The sequence below is a fragment of the Pseudomonas sp. H2_D02 genome, assembly GCF_054677635.1.
The window spans coordinates 132901-156245 of the sequence record NZ_CP162816.1 but is presented as its reverse complement, the minus strand read 5'-3'; the positions used below and the strand labels follow the sequence as shown (position 1 = coordinate 156245).

Annotated in this window: 27 protein-coding genes; 7 read left to right on the top strand and 20 right to left on the bottom strand. The window is 60.4% G+C overall.

Annotated features, from left to right (window positions below; genetic code table 11):
* Positions 1-26: 26 nt before the first annotated feature.
* Genes AB4N42_RS00705 through AB4N42_RS00695 form a run of 3 tightly spaced genes read left to right on the top strand, consistent with a single transcriptional unit; the run spans position 27 to position 1592 of the window.
* Positions 27-944 (top strand): LysR family transcriptional regulator, encoded by a 918-nt coding sequence (locus AB4N42_RS00705; RefSeq protein WP_460115732.1) that lies wholly within the window; start codon positions 27-29, stop codon positions 942-944.
* A gap of 58 nt (positions 945-1002) precedes the next feature.
* On the top strand, positions 1003-1308 hold the full coding sequence (locus AB4N42_RS00700; RefSeq protein WP_030140979.1) for a type II toxin-antitoxin system RelE/ParE family toxin: 306 nt from the start codon (positions 1003-1005) through the stop codon (positions 1306-1308).
* The gene (locus tag AB4N42_RS00695) at positions 1305-1592 is read left to right on the top strand and encodes an addiction module antidote protein (protein ID WP_030140978.1); all 288 of its coding nucleotides are present in this window, start codon (positions 1305-1307) and stop codon (positions 1590-1592) included. Before AB4N42_RS00700 ends, AB4N42_RS00695 begins: the two co-directional genes overlap by 4 nt.
* A 101-nt stretch (positions 1593-1693) precedes the next feature.
* Here the strand turns inward: AB4N42_RS00695 and AB4N42_RS00690 are convergent, their stop codons facing one another.
* A complete protein-coding gene (locus AB4N42_RS00690; RefSeq protein WP_431146469.1) occupies positions 1694-2674 on the bottom strand; it encodes an alpha/beta fold hydrolase in 981 nt (326 codons plus the stop codon).
* A gap of 389 nt (positions 2675-3063) precedes the next feature.
* Here AB4N42_RS00690 and AB4N42_RS00685 point away from each other — a divergent pair, with 389 nt between their 5' ends.
* Positions 3064-3582: a hypothetical protein gene (locus tag AB4N42_RS00685; RefSeq protein WP_217861079.1), complete on the top strand. Its 519-nt coding sequence runs from the start codon at positions 3064-3066 to the stop codon at positions 3580-3582.
* An 84-nt stretch (positions 3583-3666) separates the two neighbouring features.
* On the opposite strand, the gene AB4N42_RS00680 is transcribed toward AB4N42_RS00685, so the two are convergent.
* Both AB4N42_RS00680 and AB4N42_RS00675 read right to left on the bottom strand, forming a co-directional pair.
* Positions 3667-3918 (bottom strand): hypothetical protein, encoded by a 252-nt coding sequence (locus AB4N42_RS00680; protein WP_030140975.1) that lies wholly within the window; start codon positions 3916-3918, stop codon positions 3667-3669.
* 26 nt (positions 3919-3944) lie between these two features.
* On the bottom strand, positions 3945-4289 hold the full coding sequence (locus tag AB4N42_RS00675) for a DUF6124 family protein (protein WP_334598694.1): 345 nt from the start codon (positions 4287-4289) through the stop codon (positions 3945-3947).
* 390 nt (positions 4290-4679) lie between these two features.
* Between AB4N42_RS00675 and AB4N42_RS00670 the strand changes: the two genes are divergently transcribed.
* Both AB4N42_RS00670 and AB4N42_RS00665 read left to right on the top strand, forming a co-directional pair.
* Positions 4680-5282: a helix-turn-helix transcriptional regulator gene (locus tag AB4N42_RS00670; RefSeq protein ID WP_030140973.1), complete on the top strand. Its 603-nt coding sequence runs from the start codon at positions 4680-4682 to the stop codon at positions 5280-5282.
* Positions 5269-6147, top strand: coding sequence for a queuosine precursor transporter (locus AB4N42_RS00665; protein WP_460115731.1), 879 nt, complete (start codon positions 5269-5271; stop codon positions 6145-6147). The genes AB4N42_RS00670 and AB4N42_RS00665 overlap by 14 nt, the downstream gene beginning before the upstream one ends.
* 33 nt (positions 6148-6180) lie before the next feature.
* Here AB4N42_RS00665 and queC read toward each other — a convergent pair whose 3' ends face one another.
* Positions 6181-6885, bottom strand: coding sequence for a 7-cyano-7-deazaguanine synthase QueC (queC, locus tag AB4N42_RS00660; protein WP_217861958.1), 705 nt, complete (start codon positions 6883-6885; stop codon positions 6181-6183).
* Between the two features lie 87 nt (positions 6886-6972).
* Positions 6973-7902: a DMT family transporter gene (locus AB4N42_RS00655; RefSeq protein WP_460115730.1), complete on the bottom strand. Its 930-nt coding sequence runs from the start codon at positions 7900-7902 to the stop codon at positions 6973-6975.
* An 85-nt stretch (positions 7903-7987) separates the two neighbouring features.
* On the opposite strand from AB4N42_RS00655, the gene AB4N42_RS00650 reads away from it, so the two are divergent.
* Positions 7988-8866 (top strand): LysR family transcriptional regulator, encoded by an 879-nt coding sequence (locus AB4N42_RS00650; RefSeq protein ID WP_460115729.1) that lies wholly within the window; start codon positions 7988-7990, stop codon positions 8864-8866.
* 225 nt (positions 8867-9091) lie between these two features.
* On the opposite strand, the gene AB4N42_RS00645 is transcribed toward AB4N42_RS00650, so the two are convergent.
* Genes AB4N42_RS00645 through AB4N42_RS00575 form a run of 15 tightly spaced genes read right to left on the bottom strand, consistent with a single transcriptional unit; the run spans position 9092 to position 23308 of the window.
* Complete coding sequence (locus AB4N42_RS00645; protein WP_030140968.1) at positions 9092-9538, bottom strand: hypothetical protein; 447 nt, start codon at positions 9536-9538, stop codon at positions 9092-9094.
* 32 nt (positions 9539-9570) lie between these two features.
* Complete coding sequence (locus AB4N42_RS00640) at positions 9571-10797, bottom strand: beta-ketoacyl-ACP synthase (protein WP_030140967.1); 1227 nt, start codon at positions 10795-10797, stop codon at positions 9571-9573.
* Positions 10797-11525, bottom strand: coding sequence for a 3-oxoacyl-ACP reductase FabG (gene fabG, locus AB4N42_RS00635; protein ID WP_030140966.1), 729 nt, complete (start codon positions 11523-11525; stop codon positions 10797-10799). Before fabG ends, AB4N42_RS00640 begins: the two co-directional genes overlap by 1 nt.
* A complete protein-coding gene (locus AB4N42_RS00630; protein ID WP_030140965.1) occupies positions 11522-11989 on the bottom strand; it encodes a hotdog family protein in 468 nt (155 codons plus the stop codon). The genes fabG and AB4N42_RS00630 overlap by 4 nt, the downstream gene beginning before the upstream one ends.
* Positions 11986-13182 (bottom strand): beta-ketoacyl-[acyl-carrier-protein] synthase family protein, encoded by a 1197-nt coding sequence (locus AB4N42_RS00625; protein WP_198797415.1) that lies wholly within the window; start codon positions 13180-13182, stop codon positions 11986-11988. Before AB4N42_RS00625 ends, AB4N42_RS00630 begins: the two co-directional genes overlap by 4 nt.
* Complete coding sequence (locus AB4N42_RS00620) at positions 13179-13661, bottom strand: DUF3261 domain-containing protein (RefSeq protein WP_334598697.1); 483 nt, start codon at positions 13659-13661, stop codon at positions 13179-13181. The genes AB4N42_RS00625 and AB4N42_RS00620 overlap by 4 nt, the downstream gene beginning before the upstream one ends.
* Positions 13658-14386, bottom strand: a complete 729-nt coding sequence (locus tag AB4N42_RS00615) for a class I SAM-dependent methyltransferase (RefSeq protein ID WP_198797417.1) — start codon at positions 14384-14386, stop codon at positions 13658-13660. The genes AB4N42_RS00620 and AB4N42_RS00615 overlap by 4 nt, the downstream gene beginning before the upstream one ends.
* On the bottom strand, positions 14383-15642 hold the full coding sequence (locus AB4N42_RS00610) for a tryptophan 7-halogenase (RefSeq protein WP_198797418.1): 1260 nt from the start codon (positions 15640-15642) through the stop codon (positions 14383-14385). The genes AB4N42_RS00615 and AB4N42_RS00610 overlap by 4 nt, the downstream gene beginning before the upstream one ends.
* Complete coding sequence (locus tag AB4N42_RS00605; protein ID WP_030140960.1) at positions 15629-16786, bottom strand: cation:proton antiporter; 1158 nt, start codon at positions 16784-16786, stop codon at positions 15629-15631. Before AB4N42_RS00605 ends, AB4N42_RS00610 begins: the two co-directional genes overlap by 14 nt.
* Positions 16783-19122, bottom strand: a complete 2340-nt coding sequence (locus AB4N42_RS00600) for an MMPL family transporter (protein WP_431146453.1) — start codon at positions 19120-19122, stop codon at positions 16783-16785. The genes AB4N42_RS00605 and AB4N42_RS00600 overlap by 4 nt, the downstream gene beginning before the upstream one ends.
* Positions 19106-19699, bottom strand: a complete 594-nt coding sequence (locus AB4N42_RS00595; protein WP_217861088.1) for an outer membrane lipoprotein carrier protein LolA — start codon at positions 19697-19699, stop codon at positions 19106-19108. The genes AB4N42_RS00600 and AB4N42_RS00595 overlap by 17 nt, the downstream gene beginning before the upstream one ends.
* Positions 19696-20121, bottom strand: coding sequence for an acyl-CoA thioesterase (locus AB4N42_RS00590; protein WP_186706050.1), 426 nt, complete (start codon positions 20119-20121; stop codon positions 19696-19698). Before AB4N42_RS00590 ends, AB4N42_RS00595 begins: the two co-directional genes overlap by 4 nt.
* Positions 20114-21658, bottom strand: a complete 1545-nt coding sequence (locus tag AB4N42_RS00585) for an HAL/PAL/TAL family ammonia-lyase (protein ID WP_431146448.1) — start codon at positions 21656-21658, stop codon at positions 20114-20116. Before AB4N42_RS00585 ends, AB4N42_RS00590 begins: the two co-directional genes overlap by 8 nt.
* A complete protein-coding gene (locus AB4N42_RS00580; protein WP_407684308.1) occupies positions 21639-22577 on the bottom strand; it encodes an LpxL/LpxP family acyltransferase in 939 nt (312 codons plus the stop codon). The genes AB4N42_RS00585 and AB4N42_RS00580 overlap by 20 nt, the downstream gene beginning before the upstream one ends.
* A complete protein-coding gene (locus AB4N42_RS00575; protein WP_460115725.1) occupies positions 22574-23308 on the bottom strand; it encodes a glycosyltransferase family 2 protein in 735 nt (244 codons plus the stop codon). The genes AB4N42_RS00580 and AB4N42_RS00575 overlap by 4 nt, the downstream gene beginning before the upstream one ends.
* Between the last annotated feature and the right edge of the window lie 37 nt (positions 23309-23345).

Genomic DNA, 23345 nt, shown 5'->3' with positions numbered 1-23345 from the left:
ACGTTGAACGACCTACTGGGGTTTCCATGGAACTGCGGCATCTGCGCTACTTCATCGCCGTCGCCGAAGAACTGCACTTCGGCCGCGCCGCACTCGCCCTGGGCATTTCCCAGCCGCCTTTGAGCCAGCAGATACAGGCGCTGGAGCAAGAGATTGGCGCACGGCTGTTCGATCGCACCAATCGTCGGGTCGAACTGAGTGAGGCCGGGCGGCTTTTCCTGGAAGAGGCGCGGCGGGTATTGGCCCAGGTCGACAAGGCCGCCGATGTGGCCCGCCGTGCTCAGTTGGGGGAACTGGGCGAGCTGAAGATCGGCTTTACCTCCTCGGCGCCTTTCAACTCCACTATCCCCCAAGCGATTTTTACCTTTCGCCAACGCTTCCCCGCCGTGCACCTGAACCTGCGGGAAATGAGCAGCACCCAAGTGGCCGACGCGTTGATGGACGAAGTGATTGAGGTGGGCATCATGCGCCCGTTGCCGTTGCCCGACACCTTGACGCAAATCGAGCTCAGTCGCGAACCGTTGGTGGCGGTGCTCAGTGCCAAGCATCCCCTGGCCCAAGGCAATGAAGACGGTCTGTTCCTTGCCGCGCTGGCCCAGGAGCCGTTCGTGTTCTTTCCGCGAAGCTACGGCAGCGGCCTCTACGCGCAACTCCTGAACCTGGCCCGCGACGCCGGCTTCAGCCCGCATTTCGCCCAGGAAGCCGGCGAAGCCATGACCATCATTGGCTTGGTCGCGGCGGGGCTGGGCGTCTCGGTGTTGCCGGCGTCTTATCAGCGCATGCGTATCGATGGGGTGGTCTATCGACCGCTGCTCGACCCGGCGGCGGTATCGGCGGTGTGGCTGGTACAGCGCAAGGATCAGCGTTCGCCGATGGCGGCAGCGTTTGTGGCGTTGTTGACCGATGGTGATCAAGGCGTTACCTGCGCTTCCCAAGGCTGTTGAAGACGGATGACGTGACCCAAACTTGAGCGGGTGTAGCGTAGGGGCTACACTGCGCGACATGACGGAGATCATTCGAAGCTCTACCTTTTCCGGCTGGCTCTCGAAGCTGGCTGATAGCCGTGCCAGGATGCGTATTCAGGTTCGAGTCGATCGTATGGCCGATGGGAATCTGGGTGACGTCAAAGCTTTAGGAGAAGGGTTGAGTGAGGCCCGTATCGATTACGGTCCGGGCTATCGAATTTATTTCATGCAGCAAGGCCGACAATTGATCATCCTTCTGTGTGGTGGTGACAAAAGCAGTCAAGCACGTGATATCAAGCAAGCCAGGCTGATCGCAAAATCCTGGCAGGAGCAAAACCCATGACCGAACAATTCACTCGCTGGGACTCTGCCGAGTACCTCAAGACCGAAGAGGACATGGCGAACTATTTGGATGCATGCATGGACGAGGCAGGAGATGACCCCGCATTCATTGCTAAAGCCCTAGGGACCATTGCACGAGCTCGTGGGATGACCCAGGTGGCCCGTGACGCGGGCCTCTCTCGGGAAAACCTTTATCGCGCCTTGTCAGGGGAAGGAAACCCTGAGTTCGGTACTATTTTGAAAGTTGTTAAAGCGTTGGGGCTGAAACTGCATGCCAGTACCTAATTAGGCAACATGAAAAACGACCAGCAGATTTGATTAAGAAGGGCGCCCAAAGGGACGCCCTTCTTTGTTCATGTCCCGCCATCAGACCCTGTGAAAACCTATTACCCGTCATTTTTTATCATCAGAAATGCCAGGATTGCGTCACGTGTCGCCTGCGTTTGTTCCTCCAGTACCCAATGGCCGATATTGATCAATGTCAATGGGTGCGGTTGCGTTGCGATGTGCAGGGCCTGCTCGGCCAGGGTTTTTCCTCTTGAATGGTCCCCGCCGATGGTGAGCAGCGGAATCGTCAGTTTATTCTTGGCAAACTCCAGGTTGTCATTCGCGTCATTTTCTACCCAGGCTGCATAAAGCTTGAATGCCGCTTCCATGCGGCCGGGCCGGGAGTAGTCGTCTACCAGTGCCTGTCGCACTTCATCGGGCACTTTATCGTTGCCCTCGAATACAAAGTCATCAAAAAACATATCCAGGTAGGTTTTTTCGTGCCCTTTGATCATGCCAATGGCCGTTTTGCCAAAGAAGCGAAAATGCCATTTGCTGGCAATGCCGGCTGCGGGATCCCCGTTATAGGCAGATTCCCATCCAGGAATGCCCGGAATAAACCCATCCATTAATACGATGTGCCCGGTTTCATCCGGATAAAGCGCCCCGTAGGCGTAGGCAATGATCAAACCCATGTCATGACCAATGATATCGACCTGCTTGATGTTCAAGAGGGTGGCAAGTTCGTGCAGATCATGGGCCATGCTTTTTTTGTCGTAGCCACCAACTGAAATATCCGTTTCGCCAGCGCCGCGATAATCAGGAACGAGGGGGGTAAAACCGGCATGCACCAATGCGCCCATCAATGGCTCCCAGCTCCGCCAACTGCCCGGAAACCCATGCACCAGCAAAACAGGGCGTTCACCATCACCGCCCATGAGGTAGTGGAGGCGAATACCGTTCACGGACACATAGCCATGGGTAAATGTCGCACCGTCGACAACGACGCTGTTTGGTTCCGCCGAAGACGCCGTTGCGTGTTTGGACGATATGGCTGCGCGGCCGGACCAGGCGATTGTTTTTATCAATTTTTCATCCATGTTTGGAGCCAAGTTAATTTTATGGACTGCGAATCACAGCTCATAAGGTCGAACGGTTTGATCGAACGTCGACGCCTGGGAGCCTGAAGCTACCCCGAGCACTTTCGCTACTGTCAGAGTTGACAGTTCCGACAACAGGCAAAAGGTGCTGCTTCGATTGAGGACAGAAGAACGGCGGGAGGACGGGCGTTGCGCCAAGCTCCTTTCGACTGTAGGAAAACGCGCATTTCTAGTTAGGACACTTCCTATTCGTTCCAGATACCACGCCGTTGGGATTGCCATCCACCAGCGCTGCAACGTCTTATTCATCATTCCGAAAATCGTCCGGCTCAGCGCTCATTCCCGGCGCAAAGGAACGCAGCTGAAGCCCATGAATAAGGTCCCTGGAAATGCACTCGTCTTTGGATGCCCCTTACACCAACGAAATCTCCCAAGAGTCTCTTCGTCATCTGGATGACCTGTACTTGGAGCCCCGGCAACTGGAGGGCTATGGCGAAGACGTCGCGGCATTCGTGAGTCGACAAAAAGCCTTTGTCGAAGCTCATCCGCCAATCGCCATCTACCGAGTGGCCACCGAGGGCAGCCAGACGCGTGACGGCGGAACGATCCAGCAAGTGTCATCGTCGTTGACGTTCACCTTGGACAATGGCTGGAAAGTACGCGCCGCGCAGAAAGGCGATGAGGTGGTGTACGCCGATGGCAGCACCGCACGGATAATCACCGGCGCCGGGAAAAACAACAGCGACATTGCGCTGGTCGGCAGTCGCTTGAGCAATGGCGATGAGATCATTAATACGCTACAGAAACGTTTCATGATCATCGTGCGGGAGGGGGGGCCGACGGCGGAGGACTTTTTGCCTGCGCTTAGGTTGGCGGAGGTTTATTACCTGCATTCGCAGAGGCTGTAATCAATGAGGCGAGGAAAAGGGATCAGAGGAAGTTATGAGTTAGGAGTTGATGTTTCGAAGGGCGCCGTAAGGCGCCTTTTCTTTTCAAGTCGCCTGCGTCTGCAGACGTCGACCGACGACATCCAGCAAATCGCAACCTTCGCGCAATGAAACCACCAGCACACGAGCCAATTCGCTATAGGCACCTCCTTCGAATGCCAGGTTTTCAAGAAACTGAGTGGCGGCGCGAATGCGGTCGGCCGCGGTTTCGTGCAAGACGTCCAGGGGGGCTTCTGTGTCGATCAATAACGAAGCGATAGTGCAATCGGTGCCGGTGACTGGCCTGTACCTTTTCATGACAAAACCCTCCATGGGTTGATGAGTTAGCGTTGGCTGGTTGACGAAGCGTCCGGCAAACCTATGGGCGGCTCGAGGTTTTCCAGCGCGCGATTGACCAGCAACTCGCCCAGCTCCGTCAGTTGCTGGAGGGCCATCGCCATGCTGCGATGCGCGCCTTGCAGCTCGCCGGCAAGATCAGTGGACATGACGTTCAGGGAGGCGAGGGTTTCGCTGGCGTGGCAGAGCAGGGACTGGGTGTCGATGTTGGGGAGGATGGTGAAGACGTGACTGACGAATCCAGGTTGCTCTTGATTGTGCTGACTGAGGGGCGTGACGTTTTCATTATCAGCCTGTTCTAGGGGCGGGGAGTCCAAGGTGACATTTTTCATTTGCAGCTCCTTGCATGATTTAAGAAAGCGTCAAACCCATACGTCACACAGGGCAGCCTATAGCCATACGTCGGGGATGACGGTCCGGTCTATTTATTACCAGAAAATTCAATTTTATTAATCAAAATAATGAACGTCTGTGTAAATAAATGATACTTGCAGAAGAGCTATTCTTGCTATATGGATATTTCCGTAGGAAAGTTTTTGTATGTCTGTAGGATTGTTCCGTATATTTATTGTTGCAAATAATCGGAGCGGGGTTTTCCAGTGCTTCTAGCTCTGTTTGTTTTTCTTGGTAATTCAATCTGTGTAATATGTCGCTCTCTCAAGTGGCGCCCTGGCACTTGTCTGGGTTGTGGTCAGCCGCGATTTAAAGGGATGGTGACGTATATGTTTAAAAGAGAAAAAACAGAGAATCTAAAAAACAACATTAGGTATCTGATGAGGAGTCGCGGCGAGACACGGCTTTCGTTATGCAATGCCAGTGGTTTAACCAGAACGACGATCTACAATATATTAGAGGGGCGGGTGGTTAACGTACAGCAATCCACTATTCGTAAGATATCTGACTTTTTTGGTGTGTCTTATGAAGAAATTGAAACCATCGATTTCGAAGAGCGAGAAGTAGCGGAAGATACGATTCCTCTAGTTGGTAATATGAATCCAGCGGCTGTGCCTGTTATTAGACAAAGTCGGATTGTTAATGATTTTAATAAGAGGATTGGTGAGCTGATAACTTGTTGTCCTTTGACCTATTACTTTGGAGTGGCCAGGAATCTGATCGGGGTTTCACTTGAGGAAAATATCGATGGTATGTACGATTTGGGAGATCTGTTGATAGTGAAAAAAGGTGTGGTGAATAGCGGGGGAGAGACATTGATATATGGCAGGAGAACCGAAAAGCTTTATGTGGTAAGTGGGTTGTGTGGTGAGGTTGGTACTGATTTGGTTGTGGGGAGCATAATAGAGGAACGGTTCAATGGTCGGTTATAGGGAGGGCGATAATCACAAATATAAATTGCTGGGATTCGAGAAGAGTAAAAGTCTTGCTGTCATAATGATCGTTTCTACTGGTAAGGTTATCAAGGTAAAGTTGGCTGACTTGCTGAAAAGCGAAGTTGTAGATGATTTGAGTAAAATGGAGGTTAAGGAGATTTATAAGAAGTTCTATTCCGGAGGGGGCGCCTTTACTGTTTATGATGTTAATGATCGTCACGAGCGTTCTTGGATGACTTATGTTGTTTTGAATCTGGTCTTGTTTGCATTGTATGTTTTTACAAACGTTGCTGCAGCGAAATTGGTGCATATAGAAGCTTTGGATGTCGTGGTGACTCCCGGCGTGTTCCTCTATCCGCTAACATTTCTGGTTGTCGATATGTTGAATGAGTTTTATGGTCTGCGTCTTGCCAGGAAGGCCATTCACTTTGCTTTTGCGAGTAATGCGTTCATTCTTGTTTTGCTGGGGTTTAGTAGCTGGCTCCCTGGGCTGGCAGGTTGGCAGCTTGAAGCTCCTTATGAAAAAGTCATCAATCATGTGTTGTCAGCGTTGGTAGCCTCCTCTATTTCTTTTTTGTTTTCTGAATATGTCAATTCATATTTATTGAGCAGAATAAAAGAGTTAACAAACTCTAGGTTCCTATTTTTGCGAGTATTGCTCAGTACCTGTTTTGCGGTTGTTATAGATAGCTTTCTTTTTTGCTTCATCGCGTTTTACGGGTCATTGACCAATGACGAGATACTGAAAATAGTCTACGTGCAAATAGCCATAAAAATGTGCTTTGCTGTTTTTAATGTATTCCCGGCTTATGCTGCCAGATCGCTATTCAGAAGGTACGTTGTCGAGGCTCAACCTGCTTAAAAAGGTGGCTGTCAATTTGACAGCCACCGGCTTTTAGAGGTTTTTTTGGTTTATTTTATTTGTTAACGCGTTGATAACCCTTTCTCTATTTTCAGTAAAAGCTTTCAGCCCTCCCGCACGAAGACTGCAAGCATCACATCCCCCACACCCACTGCCCACAACCCCGTTATAACAAGTCAGCGTACGGTTCATCACCAACTCCAGCTGGTCGTAATAATCCGCCAAGGCCCAAGTCTCTGCTTTATTCAGCCACATCAACGGTGTCTCGATGCGCAGTTTGTAATCCATGCCGGTTTCAATCGCGATGTTCATGGCTTTGACAAAACTGTCCCGACAATCCGGATACCCTGAAAAATCCGTCTCGCACACACCGGTGATCACCGCTTCAGCACCCACCTGATAGGCATAGATCGACGCCAACGTCAGAAACAGGATATTGCGACCCGGCACGAATGTATTAGGCGGGCCGTCCTTGCTGCTGTTCGCCGACGGAACCGGAATGTTGTCGCGAGTCAGGCTACTGACCGCCAGCTCGTTCAATAACGTGGTGTCCAGGACCTTATGGGCCGTCACGCCAAAATGCTTGGCGAGGTCCTTCGCCACTTCAATCTCGGCGCGATGGCGTTGGCCGTAATCGAAAGTAATGCAGTGGATTTCGTCGTACTGGGGTAATGCGTGGATCAGGCAGGTGGTGGAATCCTGACCACCGCTGAATACGATCACGGCTTTCTTGGTCACTTCGTTCATCCTTGGCATTCCCGGCTTGTGGTTGGGATGTGACCGTAGCGCGAAGTTCAAGGGTTTTGGTGTGGGAAATTTCGGAAATTAGGTGTTCCGCTTTCCGAGTTTTGCTTGCAGCCTCGTAGGGTCAAGGTTGAGTGCAAGGACGCTGGTCAGCACGGTGGCCGCCCCGACGATGACCATTGCCGACGGACGTTCGGCGAGGATCATCGAGGCCATCAGCATGGCGGTCGGAGGGGTCAGGTAAAGCGCCATGGAGGCTCGGCTCACGTCGCTGTGTGCCAGGACGTAGGCCCAGGCAAGGTACGCCAGCGCGCTGGGAAAGATGCCCAGCATCAGTACGGCCAGATTCACCGAAGTGGGCGCTTGTTTCGCCTCGTTCAGCAGCCCTGGCGCGAATATGAATAACAGGGCGGTGCCTGACCAGACGGTGTAACAGACCATGGTCAAGCCGTCGTAGCGATGGCAATAGCGTTTTTGCAGGGCGAAATAAAAGCTCCAGGATAATGCTGCCAGGAGGATCAGCAGCCCATGGGCATTTATCTGACCCAAACCACGATCCCCCATGACCACTACGGCAGCGCCCGCCAACCCCAACAGCACGCACATCCACTGCCACGCATTGACGCTGTTCTTGAAGGCGAAATGCGCCAGTAGCGCACTGAACAATGGTGTGGATTGGGCCAGGACACTGGCGGCGCCAGCGCTGACACCTCGCTGCCCGTAGTTGAGGGCGATGTGATGCAGGCTGACGGCGAAAAAACCCAGCAGGGCGAGCAATGGCAGGTCCTTCACTCGAGGCAGGCCGATGCCCTTGACCGAGGCCAATACGGCCATGAACGTCGAGGCGATGAGAAATCTAATCAAGGCCAGGTGGCCGGGTTCGTAGGCCTGGAGACCGATGCGAATGCCAATCGGGGAATAGGCCCAGCACACAATGACGAACGTTGCTGCCAGGGTCACCTTTACGCCCGATCGTTCCGAACCTTTGTTGAGCATCAGCGGCGTCTTCATCCAAGAGCATGTCTCGGAGTATCGAAAACGCGGCTTATCACCACAAGTGACTTAAACTCAGTCAATCATTCACTTTGGGTGAGCTATGGAACTGTCCCAACTGCGCATGGTGAAAGCGGTCTGCGACACCGGCAGCCTTGCGCGCGCCGCTGAAACGCTGCACTGCGTTCCGTCCAACATCACTGCACGCCTCAAGGCGCTGGAGCGGGAGCTCGGCACGTCGTTGTTTTTCCGCGACGGACGTGGGGTGCGAGTCAGCCCGGCGGGACAGATATTCCTGGAATATGCGACGAGAATCCTCAGCCTGACGGAAGAGGCTCGCCGCGCAATCGCACCCTCCAACGCTCCCAGTGGACCGTTGCGTATTGGGGCGATCGAGTCCAGCGCCACCGGGCGCCTGCCCCAGTTGTTGGCTAAATATCACGCGCAGTACCCGCAGGTGTCGCTGGAACTGAGCACGGGGACCTGGGCTCAGTTGCTGGAGGATATCCGGCAGCACCGGCTCGACGCTGCGATTGTCGCGGTTGACGTGGAGCGGCCCGGGCTGAAGCGAGCGGTGATGTACCGTGAGGATCTGGTGCTCATTGCAGCCGATTCCCTTGGCCCGCTGCGCAGTGCGGCGGATTTGCAAGGCCAGGCGATTTTCATGTGGCCTGTCGGCTGTCCGTACCGCCTGGCACTGGAGCAGTGGTTGCTGCGTCACGGTCAGGTGCAGCCGATCATCAGCATCGCCAGCTATGGCGCTATCGTGGGCTGTGTCAGCGCTGGGGCGGGTGTTTCGCTGGTTCCCAGGGGGATCTATGAGCAGTATCGCCAGGGGGCGGGTTGGACGGGGTACGAATTTCCGGAATTGGCAGGCGTAGACAATCTGTTTTATTGGCATGAAAACGCGGGTCGGCATCCTGCCAGGGAGGCGTTTTTGGCGATGTTGGAGAGGGAGTTTGAAGGGGACTTGGTCAGTTAGATTGCTGGGGGCCGCTGCGCAGCCCAGCGGGAGCAAGCTCCCTCGCCACAGGGGCGCGGTCAGGGCAGATACCTGTGCAGACCTACCGCTATCGGCCTGTAGGAGCTGCCGAAGGCTGCGATTTTTTGATCTTTTAATCTTTCGCTCGGGACTCAAGCGTCAGGGGAAAGATCGCAGCCTCGTTGCACTCGACGGCTCCTACATCGCTCCTACGCAGGCGCTGTTTTACTGCACCTTCGCCAAATCCCCTTTCAACGCAACCCCGGCCATGATTGCCCCGGCGTGGCACTCATAGGTAGTCGGGTCCTTGCGTTCGTTGCTCTTGTAGAAGCTGACGATGTTGGTGACGGCGTTGGCGCCGGCGTTCTTGGCGGCTTGGTGCAGGCTGATCAGTGCCGATTGCAGCACCCATTCGCAGGCCACTTCGTCGGACTTGTTGAAGGCGTTGGTTTTCTTGTTGGTCACCGCGCCTGGGCTGACCACGGTGACGTTGCCGGCCGGTTTGTTGCCGGCCAGGTAGAACTTCACGCTGCCGTCGATCTTGCCGGTGCGGATGGCTTCGGCGACGACTTTATCGAACGGCAGGAACAGCGCGGTATCACGGGCCTGGCTGAGGCTTGGCAGGGTGCCGAGCAACAGGGCGGCGGTCACAGCGATTTTCTTCAACGGCATCATGGTCTCCTTGACCAGGGGATTTACGGGAATCAATGCCAGCGGCGGAAGATCAGCGAAGTGTTGACCCCACCGAAGGCAAAGTTGTTGTTCATCACGTATTCATTGCTCATCGCGCGGAACTCGTTGCGCAAATAGTCGAGTTTGCCGCACTCAGGGTCGACCTCATCGAGGTTGCAAGTATGCACATAGAGGTCGCGGTTCAGCATTTCTATGCTGAACCAGGACTCCAGCGCACCGCAGGCACCGAGGGTGTGGCCAAGGAAGCTTTTCTGCGAGCTGATGGGCATGTGCTCGCCGAACAGGCTGCTGGTGGCCAGGGTCTCGGCGACGTCGCCCTGTTCGGTGGCCGTACCGTGACCGTTGACGTAGCCGATGGCGGATGGCTCGAGGCCGGCATCCTCAAGGGCCAGTTCCATGGCCCGGCGCATGGTGCTCAATTCGGGGCGGGTGGCGTGCTGGCCGTCGGCGTTGCTGCCAAAACCAACGATCTCGGCATGGATGTGCGCGCCACGGGCCAGGGCGTGTTCCAGTTCTTCGAGCACCAGCATGCCGGCGCCTTCACCGATCACCAATCCATCGCGTCCCTTGTCGTAAGGGCGTGGACTGGTCTGCGGCGCATCGTTTTTCAGGCTGGTGGCGTAGAGCGCGTCGAAGACCATTGCTTCGGTCGGGCACAGTTCTTCGGCGCCGCCAGCGAGCATCAGCGGCAGGCGGCCGAACTTGATGGCCTCGTAGGCATAGCCGATGCCATGGCTGCCGCTGGTGCAGGCGCTGGACGTGGGGATCAGCCGTCCGGTCAGGCCGAAGAAGATGCTGATGTTGGCCGCCGTGGTGTGCGGCATCATCCGCACATAGGAATTGGCGTTCAGCCCTTCGGCCACGCTGTTGAGCAGCATGTTGCCGAAGGCCTTGATCTCATCGGTGCTGCCGGTGGACGAACCGCAGGACACGCCCATGCGGCCATCCTTGATCGACGGATCGCCCAGCAGGCCGGCGTCGGCCAGGGCCTGTTCCGCCGAGGCCACGGCCAGGCGCGAGACCCGGCCCATGCTGCGCAGTTGCTTGCGCGTCCAGTGGGCCGGGACCTGGAAATCGTCGATCGGGCCGGCCAGGCGTGTGTTCAGTTCGGTGAAACGGTCCCACTCATCCATGCGCCGGATGCCACTGCGGTTGGCGGCGAAGTTGGCGGCGATGGTTTCCCAGTCGCTGCCGATGGAGGTGATGCCGGCCATGCCGGTGACGACGACGCGCTTCATCAGCACAAGCCTCCGTTGACGGCCAGGACCTGCCGGGTGATGTAGCCGGCTTCGGCGGACATCAGGAAATTGACCGCGCCGGCGACTTCTTCCGGAGTGCCCATGCGCTGGGCGGGGATCATCTTCATCAATTCTTCCACGGGTACGTTTTCATCGAGCATGGCGGTGTCGATCAAGCCCGGCGCGACGCAGTTTACGGTGATCTTGCGCTTGCCCAGTTCGATGGCCAATGCCTTGGCCGCGCCGATCAGGCCGGCTTTCGAGGCGCTGTAGTTGACTTGTCCACGGTTGCCGATCAGGCCGGACACCGACGTGATACAGACGATTCGTCCAGCGGCGCGACGGCGGATCATCGGCATCATCACCGGATGCAGCACGTTATAGAAACCGTCGAGGTTGGTACGCAGCACGCTGTCCCAGTCGTCTTCGCTCAGGGCCGGGAAGGCGCCGTCGCGGGTCAGGCCGGCGTTGAGCACCACGCCGTAATAGGCGCCGTGGGTTTCCACATCCGCCTCGAGAGCGGCTTTGCAGGCGGCGCGGTCGGACACGTCGAATTGCAAGACACGGGCGTTGCGGCCCAAGGCCAGGACTTCTGCCTGGACCGCTTCGGCCTCGGCGCGACCGCTGCGGCAATGCAAGACGATATCGTGCCCGGCCTGGGCCAGGCGCAAGGCGATGGCGCGGCCGATGCCACGGCTGGAGCCGGTAACCAGTACGGATTCAGTCATGGCTGGGTTCCTGTTGCAGAGGTTTCATTGAGGTACTGGGCGGCATGGGGTGGACGGAATACGTTCAGCCGCGCGGTGGCGTGGATGCCCGGCGCGTGGATGTGGCATTCGAACACACCCATGCCGTTGTCGTCTTCCAGGGAGCGAACGCCGTGGATGGCCAGTTCGGTGCCCACCGGGAAATGTTCGACGTTGCATTCGAACTTGCGGGTCCCGAGCAGGAAGCCCAGCTCCACGGCATCGCCGCGCTGGCGGGCGTGGCAACCGGCGAACGCCGCGACGCTCTGGGCCATCAGCTCGATGCCGACCCAGGCCGGCAGCGCGCCGTCGTCCAGGTTGAACAAACCGCCTGGCTTGACCGTGGCGACGGTATGGATCTGCTCGTCATCGAAGGTCACGATCCGGTCGATAAGGATCATGTCCCCTGCGTGGGGCAGCAGTTCGGCGAGCGGCCAGTCAATCATTGGGCGTCTCCGATAATCAGGCTGACGTTGTTGCCGCCGAAGGCAAACGAGTTGCTCATCAGGCGACGGGGGTGGGTCGGGTTCAGGCGGGCGCGGCTATCGATCCAGTTCAGTGCCGGCAGTTCGGGATCGGGCTGGCCGTCCCAGACATGGGGTGGCAAGGCATGGCTGGGATTGTCCGCGCTCAGGGCCAACCAGCAGAACGCAGCCTCCAGTGCGCCTGCCGCGCCGAGGGTGTGGCCGGTCATCGGCTTGGTGGACGAGCAGGGCACGCCCGCTGGAAACAGTCCGGCCACCGCATGGCTTTCCATGGCGTCGTTATGCTGCGTGGCCGTGCCGTGCAGGTTCAGGTAGTCGATCTGGCTGGCGTCCAGGCCGGCGCAGCGCAAGGCTTTTTCCATCGCCTGGCGGGCGCCGCGACCGCTGGGTTCCGGCGCGGAAATGTGGTGCGCGTCGGAGCTGGCGCCGTCACCGAGCAGCGCGATCGAGTGACCGTCGCCTGGCGTCTTGCTCATGAGAAACAACACCGCCGCCTCGCCGATGTTGATGCCGCTGCGGTTCACCGAAAACGGATTGCAGCGCTCGTTCGACACCGCTTCCAGCGCAGAGAAACCGTTAAGGGTCAGTTTGCACAGGCTGTCGACGCCACCGCACAGCACGGCGTCGCACAACCCCAGGTCCAGCAGGCGACGGGCGCTCATCAAGGCCCGTGCGCTGGAGGTGCAAGCGGTCGAGATCACGTAGGAAGGGCCGCTCAGGCCAAGCCAGTCGGAGAGGAAATTGGCCGGCGCGCTGAGCTCCTGCTGCTGGTAATCGTAGCCTTCGGGGAACCGCTGCTCGCGCAGGTAATGGGCGATGCCCTGGCTGGCCTCGTCGATGCCCGAGGTGCTGGTGCCCAGGACGATGCCGATGCGCGCGCGGCCGTAAGCCTGGATGGCCCGGTCGATCTCGGGACGAATCTGCAATCCAGCTTCCAGCAACAGCTGATTGTTGCGGCTGCGTTGGGCCGCCAGGGTTTCCGGGATCTGGGCGAGTTCACCCGCCACCGAAGCCACCGGCAATGCCCGTTCGGCGACCCAGCCGGCCTCGCTGCGCACGCCCGAGCAGTCGCCGGCGAACAGGTTGCGCGCGACGTTCTGTTTGTCCCGGCCCAGGGCGCAGATCACCCCGAGGGCATTCAGATAAGCAGTCATTGGGCACTCTCGGTCAACGGCGTGATGCGGTAATGCGGGCCTTCGGGCAAGCGCAGCTCAAACTCCAGCGGTTGCTGGTAACGCACCTGCCAGCGGCTCTCGAGCGCCCGTTCGACGCCGTGTTGCCGGGCGATGGGGTAGTTGCCGGCCAGCTCCGTTTCCGGGGTCAGGGCGAACAACAGCGCCGCGAACAGTTCCCTGGCCTCGGCATTGGGCGGCAGCAGGCCGTCTGCCCGCCACTGGCCATCGGCCAGGCGCTGGCGGGCGACGGGAATGCCCAGCGGGTCCATCATCGACCAGCGGATGCCGGTGTTTTCACGCTGGATCACCAACAGCCAATCCTGGCGCTGGCCGGCCAGTTGCCGCTCGATGTGCAATTGCAGTGGCAGCGCCAGGGTCGGCGTGCGTTCGGGCAGCGGCGCGCGGCTGGCGCAGGCGCTGAGCAACAGCAGGCAGCCGATCAACAGGCAGCGGATCATCCTGTGGCCCCTTCGAGCGGCTTGCGCGCCACCACGTTGACCAGGGTTTCCTCGCGCTCGCCAAACGGCTTGGGCCGACGCAGGCCCCAGCGCTCCAGCAGGCCGAAGTCCTTGGCGCGGCTCCACCACAGGTACGGGTAGGAGACGTTGCGGTCTTCGAACTGGAACCCTTGGTCGCGGATCATCGCCAGGTACTGCGCGGCGCTTTTCTGCACGTGCATCGGGTGACGGAACAGCCAGCGGATTACCCAGGTGTCGATGTAGGCCTCGGTGGATTCGGCGAACATCAAATAACCGCCGGGCTTGAGCACGCGATAGAACTCGGCGAGGGCTTTTTCCTGTTCCACCAAATGATGAAAGGTCTGGTGGCAGAACAGCAAGTCAACGCTCGCATCGGGCACCGCCAAGGTCGCGCAGTCACTGCCGATCAGCTCGACCGCCATGCCTTGGCGAGCCGCTTCCTCGGCGCTCAGGTCCAGGCTCTGGGGATCGGCGTCCACGCCAATCAGGCGTTGCGGCGCGAATGCCTGGCGCAGGTACTGGAATGACTTGCCCTGGCCGCAACCGGCGTCCAGCAACACTGGATTGGATGGCGGCGCAGCGCTGAACAGGCCGCGCAGGTCGTTGATCGCCACGCGCAGCACATGGTGTTGCCAGGTGTGGCTGCGCAGGAACCAGAAACCGAAGCGGGTTTCCTCGACGTAGCTGTCGCTCAGGTAGCTCATGTTTGCTGGCTCGGCGCCGGACTCGCGCAGATTTCCGAGAGCATGCGCAGGCGCCGCTTGGGTTCGCTGACGAATGGGTTGCGTTGATCCCAGGCGTAGCCGGCGAGGATCGAACTGATCATGCGGCGGATGTCGTCGGAGCCTTCGGTGTAGAAGATCACGTCCTGGAAGGTGCCGGCGTACCAGCCTTCGACGTAACAGCGGAAGGTGTCGACGCCGCGTTTCAATGGCTCGGCGAATTCGCTCTGCCAATCCACCGGCTCGCCTTGCAACTGCCGATGCAGCACGTCGGCGGCCATGCTCGCCGAACGCATGGCGATGGTCACGCCGGATGAGAACACCGGGTCGAGGAATTCCGCGGCGTTGCCCAGCAGGGCGAAGCCGGGGCCGTGCAAGGACTTGACGTTGGCCGAGTAGCCACCGATGGTCCGCGCCGGGGTGTCCCACACGGCATTGTCCAGCACACCGGCCAGGCTCGGGGTTTCGTCGATGAAGCCGCGCAGGCAGGCGTCGAGGTCATCGGTGCGGCCCTCGAAGTGTTCCGCGGCCGCGACCACGCCCACCGAGCAACGCCCGCCGCTGAAGGGGATGGTCCAGAACCATACGTCGCGCTTCGTCGGATGGGTGGTGATGAGGATCTTCTCGCGATCGAAGGTCGGGCTGTCGATGCGATCCTCGATGTGGGTGAACACCGCTTGGCGCACCGGGAAATTCGACGGCGCCTCAAGGTCCAGCAGGCGCGGCAAGACCCGGCCGTAGCCGCTGGCGTCGAGGACGAAATCCGCCTCGACCCGGTACTCGCTGCCGTCTTCGCGTTGCACGCCCAATTGCGGCTTGGCGAGGGAGAAATCAACCTTGGCGATGGCCTGGCCGTAGCGGATCTCCACGCCTTGCAGGGCCGCCTGGTCGGCGAGCAATTTGTCGAAGTCGGCGCGCTGGACCTGGAACGTGGTGGGCTTGCCTTCGCTGAAGGTGTCACCGAAATCGAAGGCGCTGTAGCGCTCGCCCCAGGCGAACGCGGCGCCGTTCTTGCGCTGGAACCCGGCGGCGTTGACCGCGTCGAGCATGCCGGCTTCTTCGACGAAGTCCAGGCAATGGGACAACAGGCTTTCGCCGATGGAGAACCGCGGGAAATACTGGCGCTCGATGACCAGCACATCGTGGCCCTTGCGCTTGAGCAGCGCGGCGGCGATGGCGCCGGACGGCCCCGCTCCGATGACGACAACCTGTCGACGTTCCATTTCAACTGTTGACACGGGGGCTCCTGGCCGAGACGGCAATCGAGGGTATACGGTGAAAACCGGCCACGGCCGGCAATAATGTGGCGATCAACCCCATCAGCATCAGGGCGAAATACAGTGCCGGGCTGATGAGGTTTTGTTGCAGCAGCAGGTTGAGGAAGACGATTTCACTCAAGCCGCGAATATTCAGCAAGACACTTTCTCGCCAGCGACTGGCGCCGGCGAACGAGGCGCCGGCCCAACCCAGCCCCAGCCAGTTGCCCAACAGTTTGCTGGCAATCGGCAACAGCAGCAACGCCACGAGCTGGACCCAGCCGAGGCTGTCCATGGCGCTGTGCACGTTGATCTGCACGATACCGAACGTCAGGATCAAGGGGATGGCCAGGTAGGTTTGCAACCTTTGCATCCATTCGGCGCCGAGGGGCAATACCAGCGGCACCTTGAGCGCGGCCATACACAGCAGGTAGCCGATGCCGGCGATGAGCGCATTGAGCCGGTAATGCTCGGCCACCACCAGCAGGGCAAAGAACAGGCCGCTGTGCAGCAACGGTTGGCGCAGGCCCACCAGTCGCAGCAGCAATGGCACGCAAGCGCCGGCCAGCGGCAGCAACAGGCTGCCCAGGTGCAGGCTGCCCTGGGCGAGGGCGAACAGGCTCCAGCAGATCAGGTCGATCAGGATCGCAGTCTGTACCAATCGGCGAGTGGCGTCGGGTGGGTAGGCGATGTGGCGCAAATACAGGTACAGCACCGGTATCGCCGTGATCGAAAACAACAGCCCCACCGCCAGCGAGCTGATCCATGGCTGGGGTGGCAGCAGCCAGGTCGCGGTGGCCAAGCCGCAGGCGAACGGTACGCCAAAGCTTGGCAAGGCGATCTTGAGGCTTTGGCGGTCCAGGCGCAGGTCGATCACATCGCTGAGGATGTGCCCCAACAATAAGGCGAAGGCGAGGCTGTAGAGATTCTTCAACCATACGGGCGAGACCAGTTGCGCGCCGTTGAGGTGCCAGCCCGGTTCGATCCAGAAATACATCAGCAAGGGCAGGCCGAACGTTGCCAGCAGCAACTGGCTGACAATCGGGATCAGCCCGAAGCGGCGCCCGGCCACCGTCGCCAAGGCAAACAGCGCCAGGGCCATGAGCCAGAACAGCAGCGTCATCATTGCACCGGCTCCGCAGCGCGGTTCGCATGGGCCTGTTGCCCGGCCCATGGCGCGAGCAGGAAGCTGAACGCCAAACCGAGGCTGACCGCCAGGCCGAAATTACTTACCGCCGGCGTGCTCGACAGCGCCAGCAGGCCGAACGACAGCCAGGTGGTGATCGCCGCCAGCAGCGTGCCCAGCAGACTCACAGCGGCTCCGCCAATCTGTTCACGCATCAGGATGGCGTAATCGACACCGATGGCCGTCACCAGCAACAGGCCGAACAGGCTGAACAGCGTCAGCGGCTGGCCCAGCCAGCCCAGGCTCGCCAGGCTGCACAGCGCGGCCAGCAGCGGCAGGGCGACGATGCGCAAGGCGCCGCCGACGCCGAATGGCCAGATCAGCACCAGGACGATCAACACGCAGGAGGCCAGCTTCAGTTCGGCGGCGCTGACCTGCGTGGCGGCAAACACCCGGTTCAGGTCACCCAGGCGATCCACCAATTGGACCCCGGGCAGGTCCACCGCCTGCACCCGCAGCAATGCGGCATCGTTCAAGCCCTGCAGGCTGACCACCGCCGCCACGCCTTGCGCCGTCGGGCCTAGCCAGAGCGTGCGATAGGGTTCTGCCAGCGGGCCGGTCAGCGCAGCGTCGATGTCGGTCACTGGCAGGGCCTGCAATTGCTTCACCTCCGCTTGCAGCGCGGCGACGGGCACGCCCACGTCCAGCAACGGTTGCCAGAACGCCGGCAACCGGCCCAGGGCCTCGCGGACCTTTAATTGTTCGGCGGGCGGGCTGACCAGTTGATTGAGTGACAGATAGCCCTGGAGTTTTTCCAGGCCGATCAGTTGGTCGAGCCGCTCATTGAGGGCGGTCTGGCGCTCCAAGAGTTGCGCTTGGTCATCGGCGCGAATCAGGAAGAACTGGCTGGTGGGCTGGAAACCGGTGATGCGAGCGACGTCGCGGGCTTCGTCGGTCAGGTGCTGGGGCGTGCCGATCCACTGGCGGATGTCGTTTTTCGTGGTCAGTTGCCAGAGACCGCCCGCGCAGAAGATCAACAACAGCGTCAGCAGGACGGGTGTGCGCACGCGGCCCAGTAGCGCTTCGCGGCACTTGAGCAGGTTTTCGCAGAACTGCAGCGGCCACTGGGCGGGGCGCAGGTCTGTCTTACCCAGCAGCGCCGGCAACAGGCAGACCGCCGTCAGGTAGGCGCCCACCAGCCCGGCGGCGGAGAAAATCGCGATCTGGGTCAGGGCCGGGAACGGCGTCCAGGCCAACGCCAGGTAACCGATGCAAGTGGTCGCGAGGCTCAGGCTCAGCCCTGGCAAGGTCACGCGCAGGGCCGGCCAGCTACGCCACGGCTTGAGGCTCCAGCTCTTGGACAGGTAGTGCAGCGGGTAATCCACTGCTACGCCGATCAGGCTCGAACCCAGCACCAGGGTCATGACGTGCATGCGTCCGAACAGCGCCACGCAGGCCACCGCGCCGAACAACATGCCCACCAGCACCGGCACGAACGCCAGCCACACGGCAAAGCGTCGGAAGGCCAGCAACAGTAGCAATAGGATACCGACTGTTGCGCCGCCGCCGACCCAGGTGATTTCCCGCGACGCCTGTTGTTGTCCGCTGGCAGCGTAGAGCAAGCCGCTGGCCGCCAAGAGTTGGCCCTGGGCCTGGCTCGCGTGTTCGCGGCTGCGTTGTACCCGTTCGGCCACTTGCAACGGCAGGTTCATGTCGAACGCATTGCCCTGGGTACGCGCCCGCAGCATGACCCAGTGCTTGCCGTCGGCTTCGGCGACCAGCGCACCGCTACCGACGTCCAGTTGTATGGCGCCGCGTTGTGGCTGGCTGTTCTGGATACGCCCGGTCAGGCCGAGCCAGTCGTCCTGGCTCGGGACCAGGCTGAAGCCGCTGAACGGGTCGAACAGCGCTTGTACCCGCTGCTGGATAAAGGCCTCGGGATGATCGATCAATTGTTGCCGGTCCGTTGCCGACAGCATGGCCAGCCGGCCATCGAGCAGTTGCTTGCGCAGCGCCGGCAGGTCGGCCTGGAGCGTCCATTGGACCTTGTCGAACAGGCCGCTGGCTTGCCATTGCTCGCCGAGGGTTTGCGCCAGGGCGATGGCTTGCTGGCGGTCGGCGTGGCCAACCAGCACCAACAGCTCGCGATTGAGCGGTGCTTGCATGCGTTGTTCAGCGGTGAGTTCCAGCGCATCCGGCGATGTGCCTGGCACCAGTTCCATCAGGTTCGCCGACAGCGGCGCACCGTTGCGCCATTGCCATCCGGCAAGCGCCAGCACCGCCAGCAGCAGGATCAGGAACAGCCGCGGCAGCCTGCGTTCACTCGGCAAAGTCATGTTGCTCCGCTTCGCTCAAGGGTTGCATGCTGGTGGTGTCCTGCATGCGCAGCACGGTGCTGTCGCCCTGGGTTTCCAGCAGTTCAATACGCTGGACCAGCTCGCCACCGTCAATGTTGATCTGGTTGAAGACCTGCTTGAGCAGTACCGAGCGCGGGGTCAGGGTGAGTTTCCACTGTTGCGCCTCGCCCGACAGGCTCAGTTCGAAGTCGCGCTGCAGGCCGCTGCTGTCACCCTGCAGTACCGCCAGGAACAACCGGTTCTGCTCGGCGCCGGCACTCTTGTTCGGCAGCATCTGCCAGGCATTGCCGTCCCGTCGCGCGATGCCCTGGGCGGTGATGCGGTAATCCTGTTGCAACGGCGTCTGCAGCAACCACAGCAGGCCGTGGTTTTTCGCCAGCACGAAGCGGCCCTTGCTGGTGAGGGGCTGGGGCAGGGCGCGCAGGTGTTTTTCCTGGATGAACTGGCCGTGGATCACGTCCGGGCGGGCCAGTTGGTCGCTCAACTGCTGTAGATCGAACGCCTGGGCCAGCGGCGACAGGCTGCACAGCAGCAGCCAGATGAACAGGCGCTTCATGACAGTTTCCTCTCGACCGCTTCGACAAACACCCGTGGCGAAGCCAGCAGCATCTCGCGAGTGGCCATGTCCACCGCCACTTGCACGGAGCTGGCACGGGTGAAGCGTTCGCCGGTTGCGGCGTCACTGATCAGGTAATTGATCTTCAGCCGGTTTTCCCACTCCACCAGACTGGCACGCACGGTCAGGGCCTGGCCGAACACGGCACCGCGTACGTAGCGCAACTGCAAGTCGATCACCGGCCACGCATGCCCCGATTCGAGCATGTCGTTGTAGTTATGGCCGATCAGGTCAAGCAAGGCGCAGCGCGCCACTTCGAGGTATTTGACGTAGTGGCCATGCCAGACCACGTTCATCGAATCGACATCGAAAAACGGCACCACGATCTGGGTGTCGACGTGCAGAACGCCTTGGCTACGCATGCAGCCTCCAGTGTTGTTCGGCGATGCGTTGCAGGCACAGGCGCAGTTCGCCTTCCAGGGCGCGGTCTTCGATGACCGGCGGGAAGTCCTCGGCCAGTTGTTGGTGCATGGCGGCGAGGGCCGGCGGCAGCGGTCGCGCGTCTTCGGCGCGGCTGCGCAGCCACACGCCCTGGTTGGCGGCCAGCAAGGTGGCGGCGGCGACTTGCTCGGTCAGTTCCAGCACGCGGATGGCGTCCCGGGCGGCGATGGTGCCCATGCTCACCTTGTCCTGGTTATGGCACTCGGTGGAGCGCGAGAACACGCTGGCCGGCATGGTGTTTTTCAGGGCTTCGGCGGTCCAGGCGCTGGTGCCGATCTGCACGGCCTTGAAACCATGATTGAGCATCGCCCGCTCGGCACTGGCGCCGGACAAGTTGCTCGGCAGGCCGTGGTTGTAACGCTCGTCCACCAGCAGGGCGAGCTGACGGTCCAGCAGGTCGGCGACGTTGGCCACCAGGTTTTTCAGGCTGTCCATGGCGAAGGCGATATGCCCGCCGTAGAAGTGTCCGCCATGAAGCACGCGCTCGGCTTCGGCGTCGATGATCGGGTTGTCGTTGGCGCTGTTGAGTTCGGTTTCGATGAACCCGCGCAGCCAGCCCAGGCTGTCAGCCAAGACCCCGAGCACATGGGGCGCGCAGCGCAGCGAATAGCGATCCTGCAGGCGGTGCAGCGGCGCGGTCGGCGCGTCGATCGCCAGGTCCTTGCGCAGCCACGCGGCGACTTGCATTTGCCCCGGGTGTGGCTTGGCGGCGAACAGGCGCTCGTCGAAGTGTTCCGGATTGCCTTGCAGGGCGACGACGTTCAGCGCGGTGATGCGGGTCGCCAGTTGCAGCAGATAGTCGGCGCGGGCGAAGGCCAGGCAGGCGAGGCCGGTCATCACGGCGGTGCCGTTCATCAACGCCAAGGCTTCCTTGGGCCGCAGCACCAGCGGCGTCCAGCCCAGTTCGCGATGCACATCGGCGGCCAGGCGGCGTTCGCCACGGAACATGACTTCCCGTTCACCGGACAACGTAGCGGCGACGTAGGACAGCGGCGTCAAATCGCCGCTGGCGCCCACCGAGCCTTCTTCCGGAATCAGCGGCAGGATGTCGTGTTCGAGAAAGGCCTGGAGTCGTTCCAGCAGCTCCACTCGCACCCCCGATACGCCGTGGCACAGCGACTGCAAACGCGCCGCCAGCACGGCTCGGGTCGCCTGGGCGTCGAGCAGTTTGCCAAGGCCGCAGCCGTGGAAGGTGTACAGGTGACGAGGCAGGGCTTCGACGTGGTGCAACGGCACGGCCACCACGCAGGAATCACCGTAGCCGGTGGTCACGCCGTAGATGACGCCTTCCTTGTCCAGCAGGGAGTCGAGGAATTGCGCACCCTTGGCGATGCGCTGGTGGAACGCCGGGTCATCCTGCAACTGCGTCGGTGCCTGACGGTTGGCCAGGGCCAATACATCTTCAATGCGCAGGGGGCGTTCGCCGAAGGTTACCGGCTCAAGAGTGGGCATCGTCATCGGTCTTCCAGAAAGGGTAAAAGTTGAACCACTGTTGCGGGCCTTGGAGGCAATACTGCGCCAGGCGCTCTGCATAGCGAGCGGCCCAGTGGGCGATCACTTGCTCGCGGTCGTTGCGCTTCCATGTCACCGCATCGGCGAAGGGTTCGAGGGTGACGCGATAACGTCCCTCGTGCTTGAGACACATCAGCAGGTTGACCGGGCATTTCAGCAGCCCGGCCAGCAGCCAGGGGCCTTGCGGGAAGGCGGCCGGGTAGCCCATGAAGTCCACGGTCACGCTGCGCCCGCCATGCAGCGGGACGCGGTCGCCCGCGATCGCCAGCCACTCGCCGCGCTCCAGGCGTTCGCTCAGTTGCAGCATGATCACCGGGTCCAGCTCGCTGACCTGGATCAGCCGCAAGTGCGTAGCGCCGGCCTCGCCCAACAGACGGTTGAACTGCTCGGCGTGCTTGGTGTGCACCAGCACGTTCATGGTGACCTTTTCGCCCAGCTCGGCCAGGGCCCGGCACATTTCCAGGTTGCCCAGGTGCGCGCCCACCAGCATCTGCCCGCGTGCGTCGCGCAGGTGATTGCGCAGCAAGGCCGTGTCGACGATTTCGATCTGCTCGATGCTCAGCTTGCCATTCCAGACGTCAAGCTTGTCCAGCAGGGAATCGGCAAAAGCCATGAACTGGCCGAAGACGCGCCGGTGGGACGGACGCAGTTCGGGGCGGTCGCTCCAATCGGCGAGGCGCTGCTGGTATTGCCAGGCCGCGTGTCGAGCGCTGCGACCGAACACGAAGAAGTACAGGACGATGCCGTACAGCACCGGGGTCAGCAGCCGACGGCCCAACACCTTGGCGGCAACCGCGGTGAGTTTCATCAGCCAGAAACTGCCGCGTTCCTGGCGATCCGCCCAGTGCTGTTTGTCTGTGCTCATCGGCGCCACCGTTGCCAGAGAATCATTGGCAAGCGCACCAGCATGCCGAAGAACAACCGGGTGTGCATGCGAGAGATCAGCACGTTGTCGTGGAACAGGCGAAAGTGCGAAACGCCATCCAACGGGTAATGCACACGAGTCTGCAGCCAGCGCATCGGCTGGTTGCGCCAGGCCAGGCGCACGAGGATGTCGGAATCGAAATCCATGCGCTTGCCGATGTTTGCCGAGTCGATCAGCGCCAGCGTCGGCGCCAGGGGATAGACGCGGAAACCGCACATTGAGTCGCGGATTTGCAGGGACAGGCTGTTGATCCAGACCATGACGTGGGTCAGGTAGCGCGCGTACAGGCGGCCTTTCGGTACGCTGGCGTCGTACAGCGGGTAGCCGCAGATCAGCGCGTCCGGGTGGGCTCGGGATTGTTCGATGAAGGTGCGCACGTCACCAAGGTCGTGCTGCCCGTCGGCGTCGACCTGCAAGGCGTGGCTGAAACCCAGGCGCGAGGCTTCGCGCAGGCCGGTCATTACGGCACCGCCCTTGCCCTGGTTGATGGCCAGCCGGACCAGGTGAACCCGCTCGTTTTCCGCCAATTGTTCAAGCACCGCCGCGCAGGCCGGGCTGCTGGCGTCGTCCACCAGCACGCAGGGCAAGCCGTTGCCGAGCAGCGTCTGGACCACCGTCGCGATGGCGGTTTCGTGGTTGTAGACCGGGATGACGGCGCAGGGGTTATGCATATTCTGCTCCCTCCACGGTTTCACTGTGCACAACCTT

What these genes read in the sequence shown, in the direction of transcription:
- AB4N42_RS00655 (WP_460115730.1), bottom strand. Translation starts at nt 7,902, where the DNA reads ATGAAGACGCCGCTGATGCTCAACAAAGGTTCGGAACGATCGGGCGTA.
- AB4N42_RS00645 (WP_030140968.1), bottom strand. Translation starts at nt 9,538, where the DNA reads ATGCCGTTGAAGAAAATCGCTGTGACCGCCGCCCTGTTGCTCGGCACC.
- AB4N42_RS00695 (WP_030140978.1), top strand. Translation starts at nt 1,305, where the DNA reads ATGACCGAACAATTCACTCGCTGGGACTCTGCCGAGTACCTCAAGACC.
- AB4N42_RS00665 (WP_460115731.1), top strand. Translation starts at nt 5,269, where the DNA reads ATGGTCGGTTATAGGGAGGGCGATAATCACAAATATAAATTGCTGGGA.
- AB4N42_RS00675 (WP_334598694.1), bottom strand. Translation starts at nt 4,289, where the DNA reads ATGAAAAATGTCACCTTGGACTCCCCGCCCCTAGAACAGGCTGATAAT.
- fabG (WP_030140966.1), bottom strand. Translation starts at nt 11,525, where the DNA reads ATGACTGAATCCGTACTGGTTACCGGCTCCAGCCGTGGCATCGGCCGC.
- AB4N42_RS00630 (WP_030140965.1), bottom strand. Translation starts at nt 11,989, where the DNA reads ATGATTGACTGGCCGCTCGCCGAACTGCTGCCCCACGCAGGGGACATG.
- AB4N42_RS00620 (WP_334598697.1), bottom strand. Translation starts at nt 13,661, where the DNA reads ATGATCCGCTGCCTGTTGATCGGCTGCCTGCTGTTGCTCAGCGCCTGC.
- AB4N42_RS00625 (WP_198797415.1), bottom strand. Translation starts at nt 13,182, where the DNA reads ATGACTGCTTATCTGAATGCCCTCGGGGTGATCTGCGCCCTGGGCCGG.
- AB4N42_RS00580 (WP_407684308.1), bottom strand. Translation starts at nt 22,577, where the DNA reads ATGAGCACAGACAAACAGCACTGGGCGGATCGCCAGGAACGCGGCAGT.
- AB4N42_RS00700 (WP_030140979.1), top strand. Translation starts at nt 1,003, where the DNA reads ATGACGGAGATCATTCGAAGCTCTACCTTTTCCGGCTGGCTCTCGAAG.
- AB4N42_RS00680 (WP_030140975.1), bottom strand. Translation starts at nt 3,918, where the DNA reads ATGAAAAGGTACAGGCCAGTCACCGGCACCGATTGCACTATCGCTTCG.
- AB4N42_RS00650 (WP_460115729.1), top strand. Translation starts at nt 7,988, where the DNA reads ATGGAACTGTCCCAACTGCGCATGGTGAAAGCGGTCTGCGACACCGGC.
- AB4N42_RS00585 (WP_431146448.1), bottom strand. Translation starts at nt 21,658, where the DNA reads ATGACGATGCCCACTCTTGAGCCGGTAACCTTCGGCGAACGCCCCCTG.
- AB4N42_RS00705 (WP_460115732.1), top strand. Translation starts at nt 27, where the DNA reads ATGGAACTGCGGCATCTGCGCTACTTCATCGCCGTCGCCGAAGAACTG.
- AB4N42_RS00670 (WP_030140973.1), top strand. Translation starts at nt 4,680, where the DNA reads ATGTTTAAAAGAGAAAAAACAGAGAATCTAAAAAACAACATTAGGTAT.
- AB4N42_RS00685 (WP_217861079.1), top strand. Translation starts at nt 3,064, where the DNA reads ATGCACTCGTCTTTGGATGCCCCTTACACCAACGAAATCTCCCAAGAG.
- AB4N42_RS00575 (WP_460115725.1), bottom strand. Translation starts at nt 23,308, where the DNA reads ATGCATAACCCCTGCGCCGTCATCCCGGTCTACAACCACGAAACCGCC.
- AB4N42_RS00615 (WP_198797417.1), bottom strand. Translation starts at nt 14,386, where the DNA reads ATGAGCTACCTGAGCGACAGCTACGTCGAGGAAACCCGCTTCGGTTTC.
- AB4N42_RS00640 (WP_030140967.1), bottom strand. Translation starts at nt 10,797, where the DNA reads ATGAAGCGCGTCGTCGTCACCGGCATGGCCGGCATCACCTCCATCGGC.
- AB4N42_RS00600 (WP_431146453.1), bottom strand. Translation starts at nt 19,122, where the DNA reads ATGACTTTGCCGAGTGAACGCAGGCTGCCGCGGCTGTTCCTGATCCTG.
- AB4N42_RS00690 (WP_431146469.1), bottom strand. Translation starts at nt 2,674, where the DNA reads ATGGATGAAAAATTGATAAAAACAATCGCCTGGTCCGGCCGCGCAGCC.
- AB4N42_RS00590 (WP_186706050.1), bottom strand. Translation starts at nt 20,121, where the DNA reads ATGCGTAGCCAAGGCGTTCTGCACGTCGACACCCAGATCGTGGTGCCG.
- AB4N42_RS00595 (WP_217861088.1), bottom strand. Translation starts at nt 19,699, where the DNA reads ATGAAGCGCCTGTTCATCTGGCTGCTGCTGTGCAGCCTGTCGCCGCTG.
- AB4N42_RS00605 (WP_030140960.1), bottom strand. Translation starts at nt 16,786, where the DNA reads ATGATGACGCTGCTGTTCTGGCTCATGGCCCTGGCGCTGTTTGCCTTG.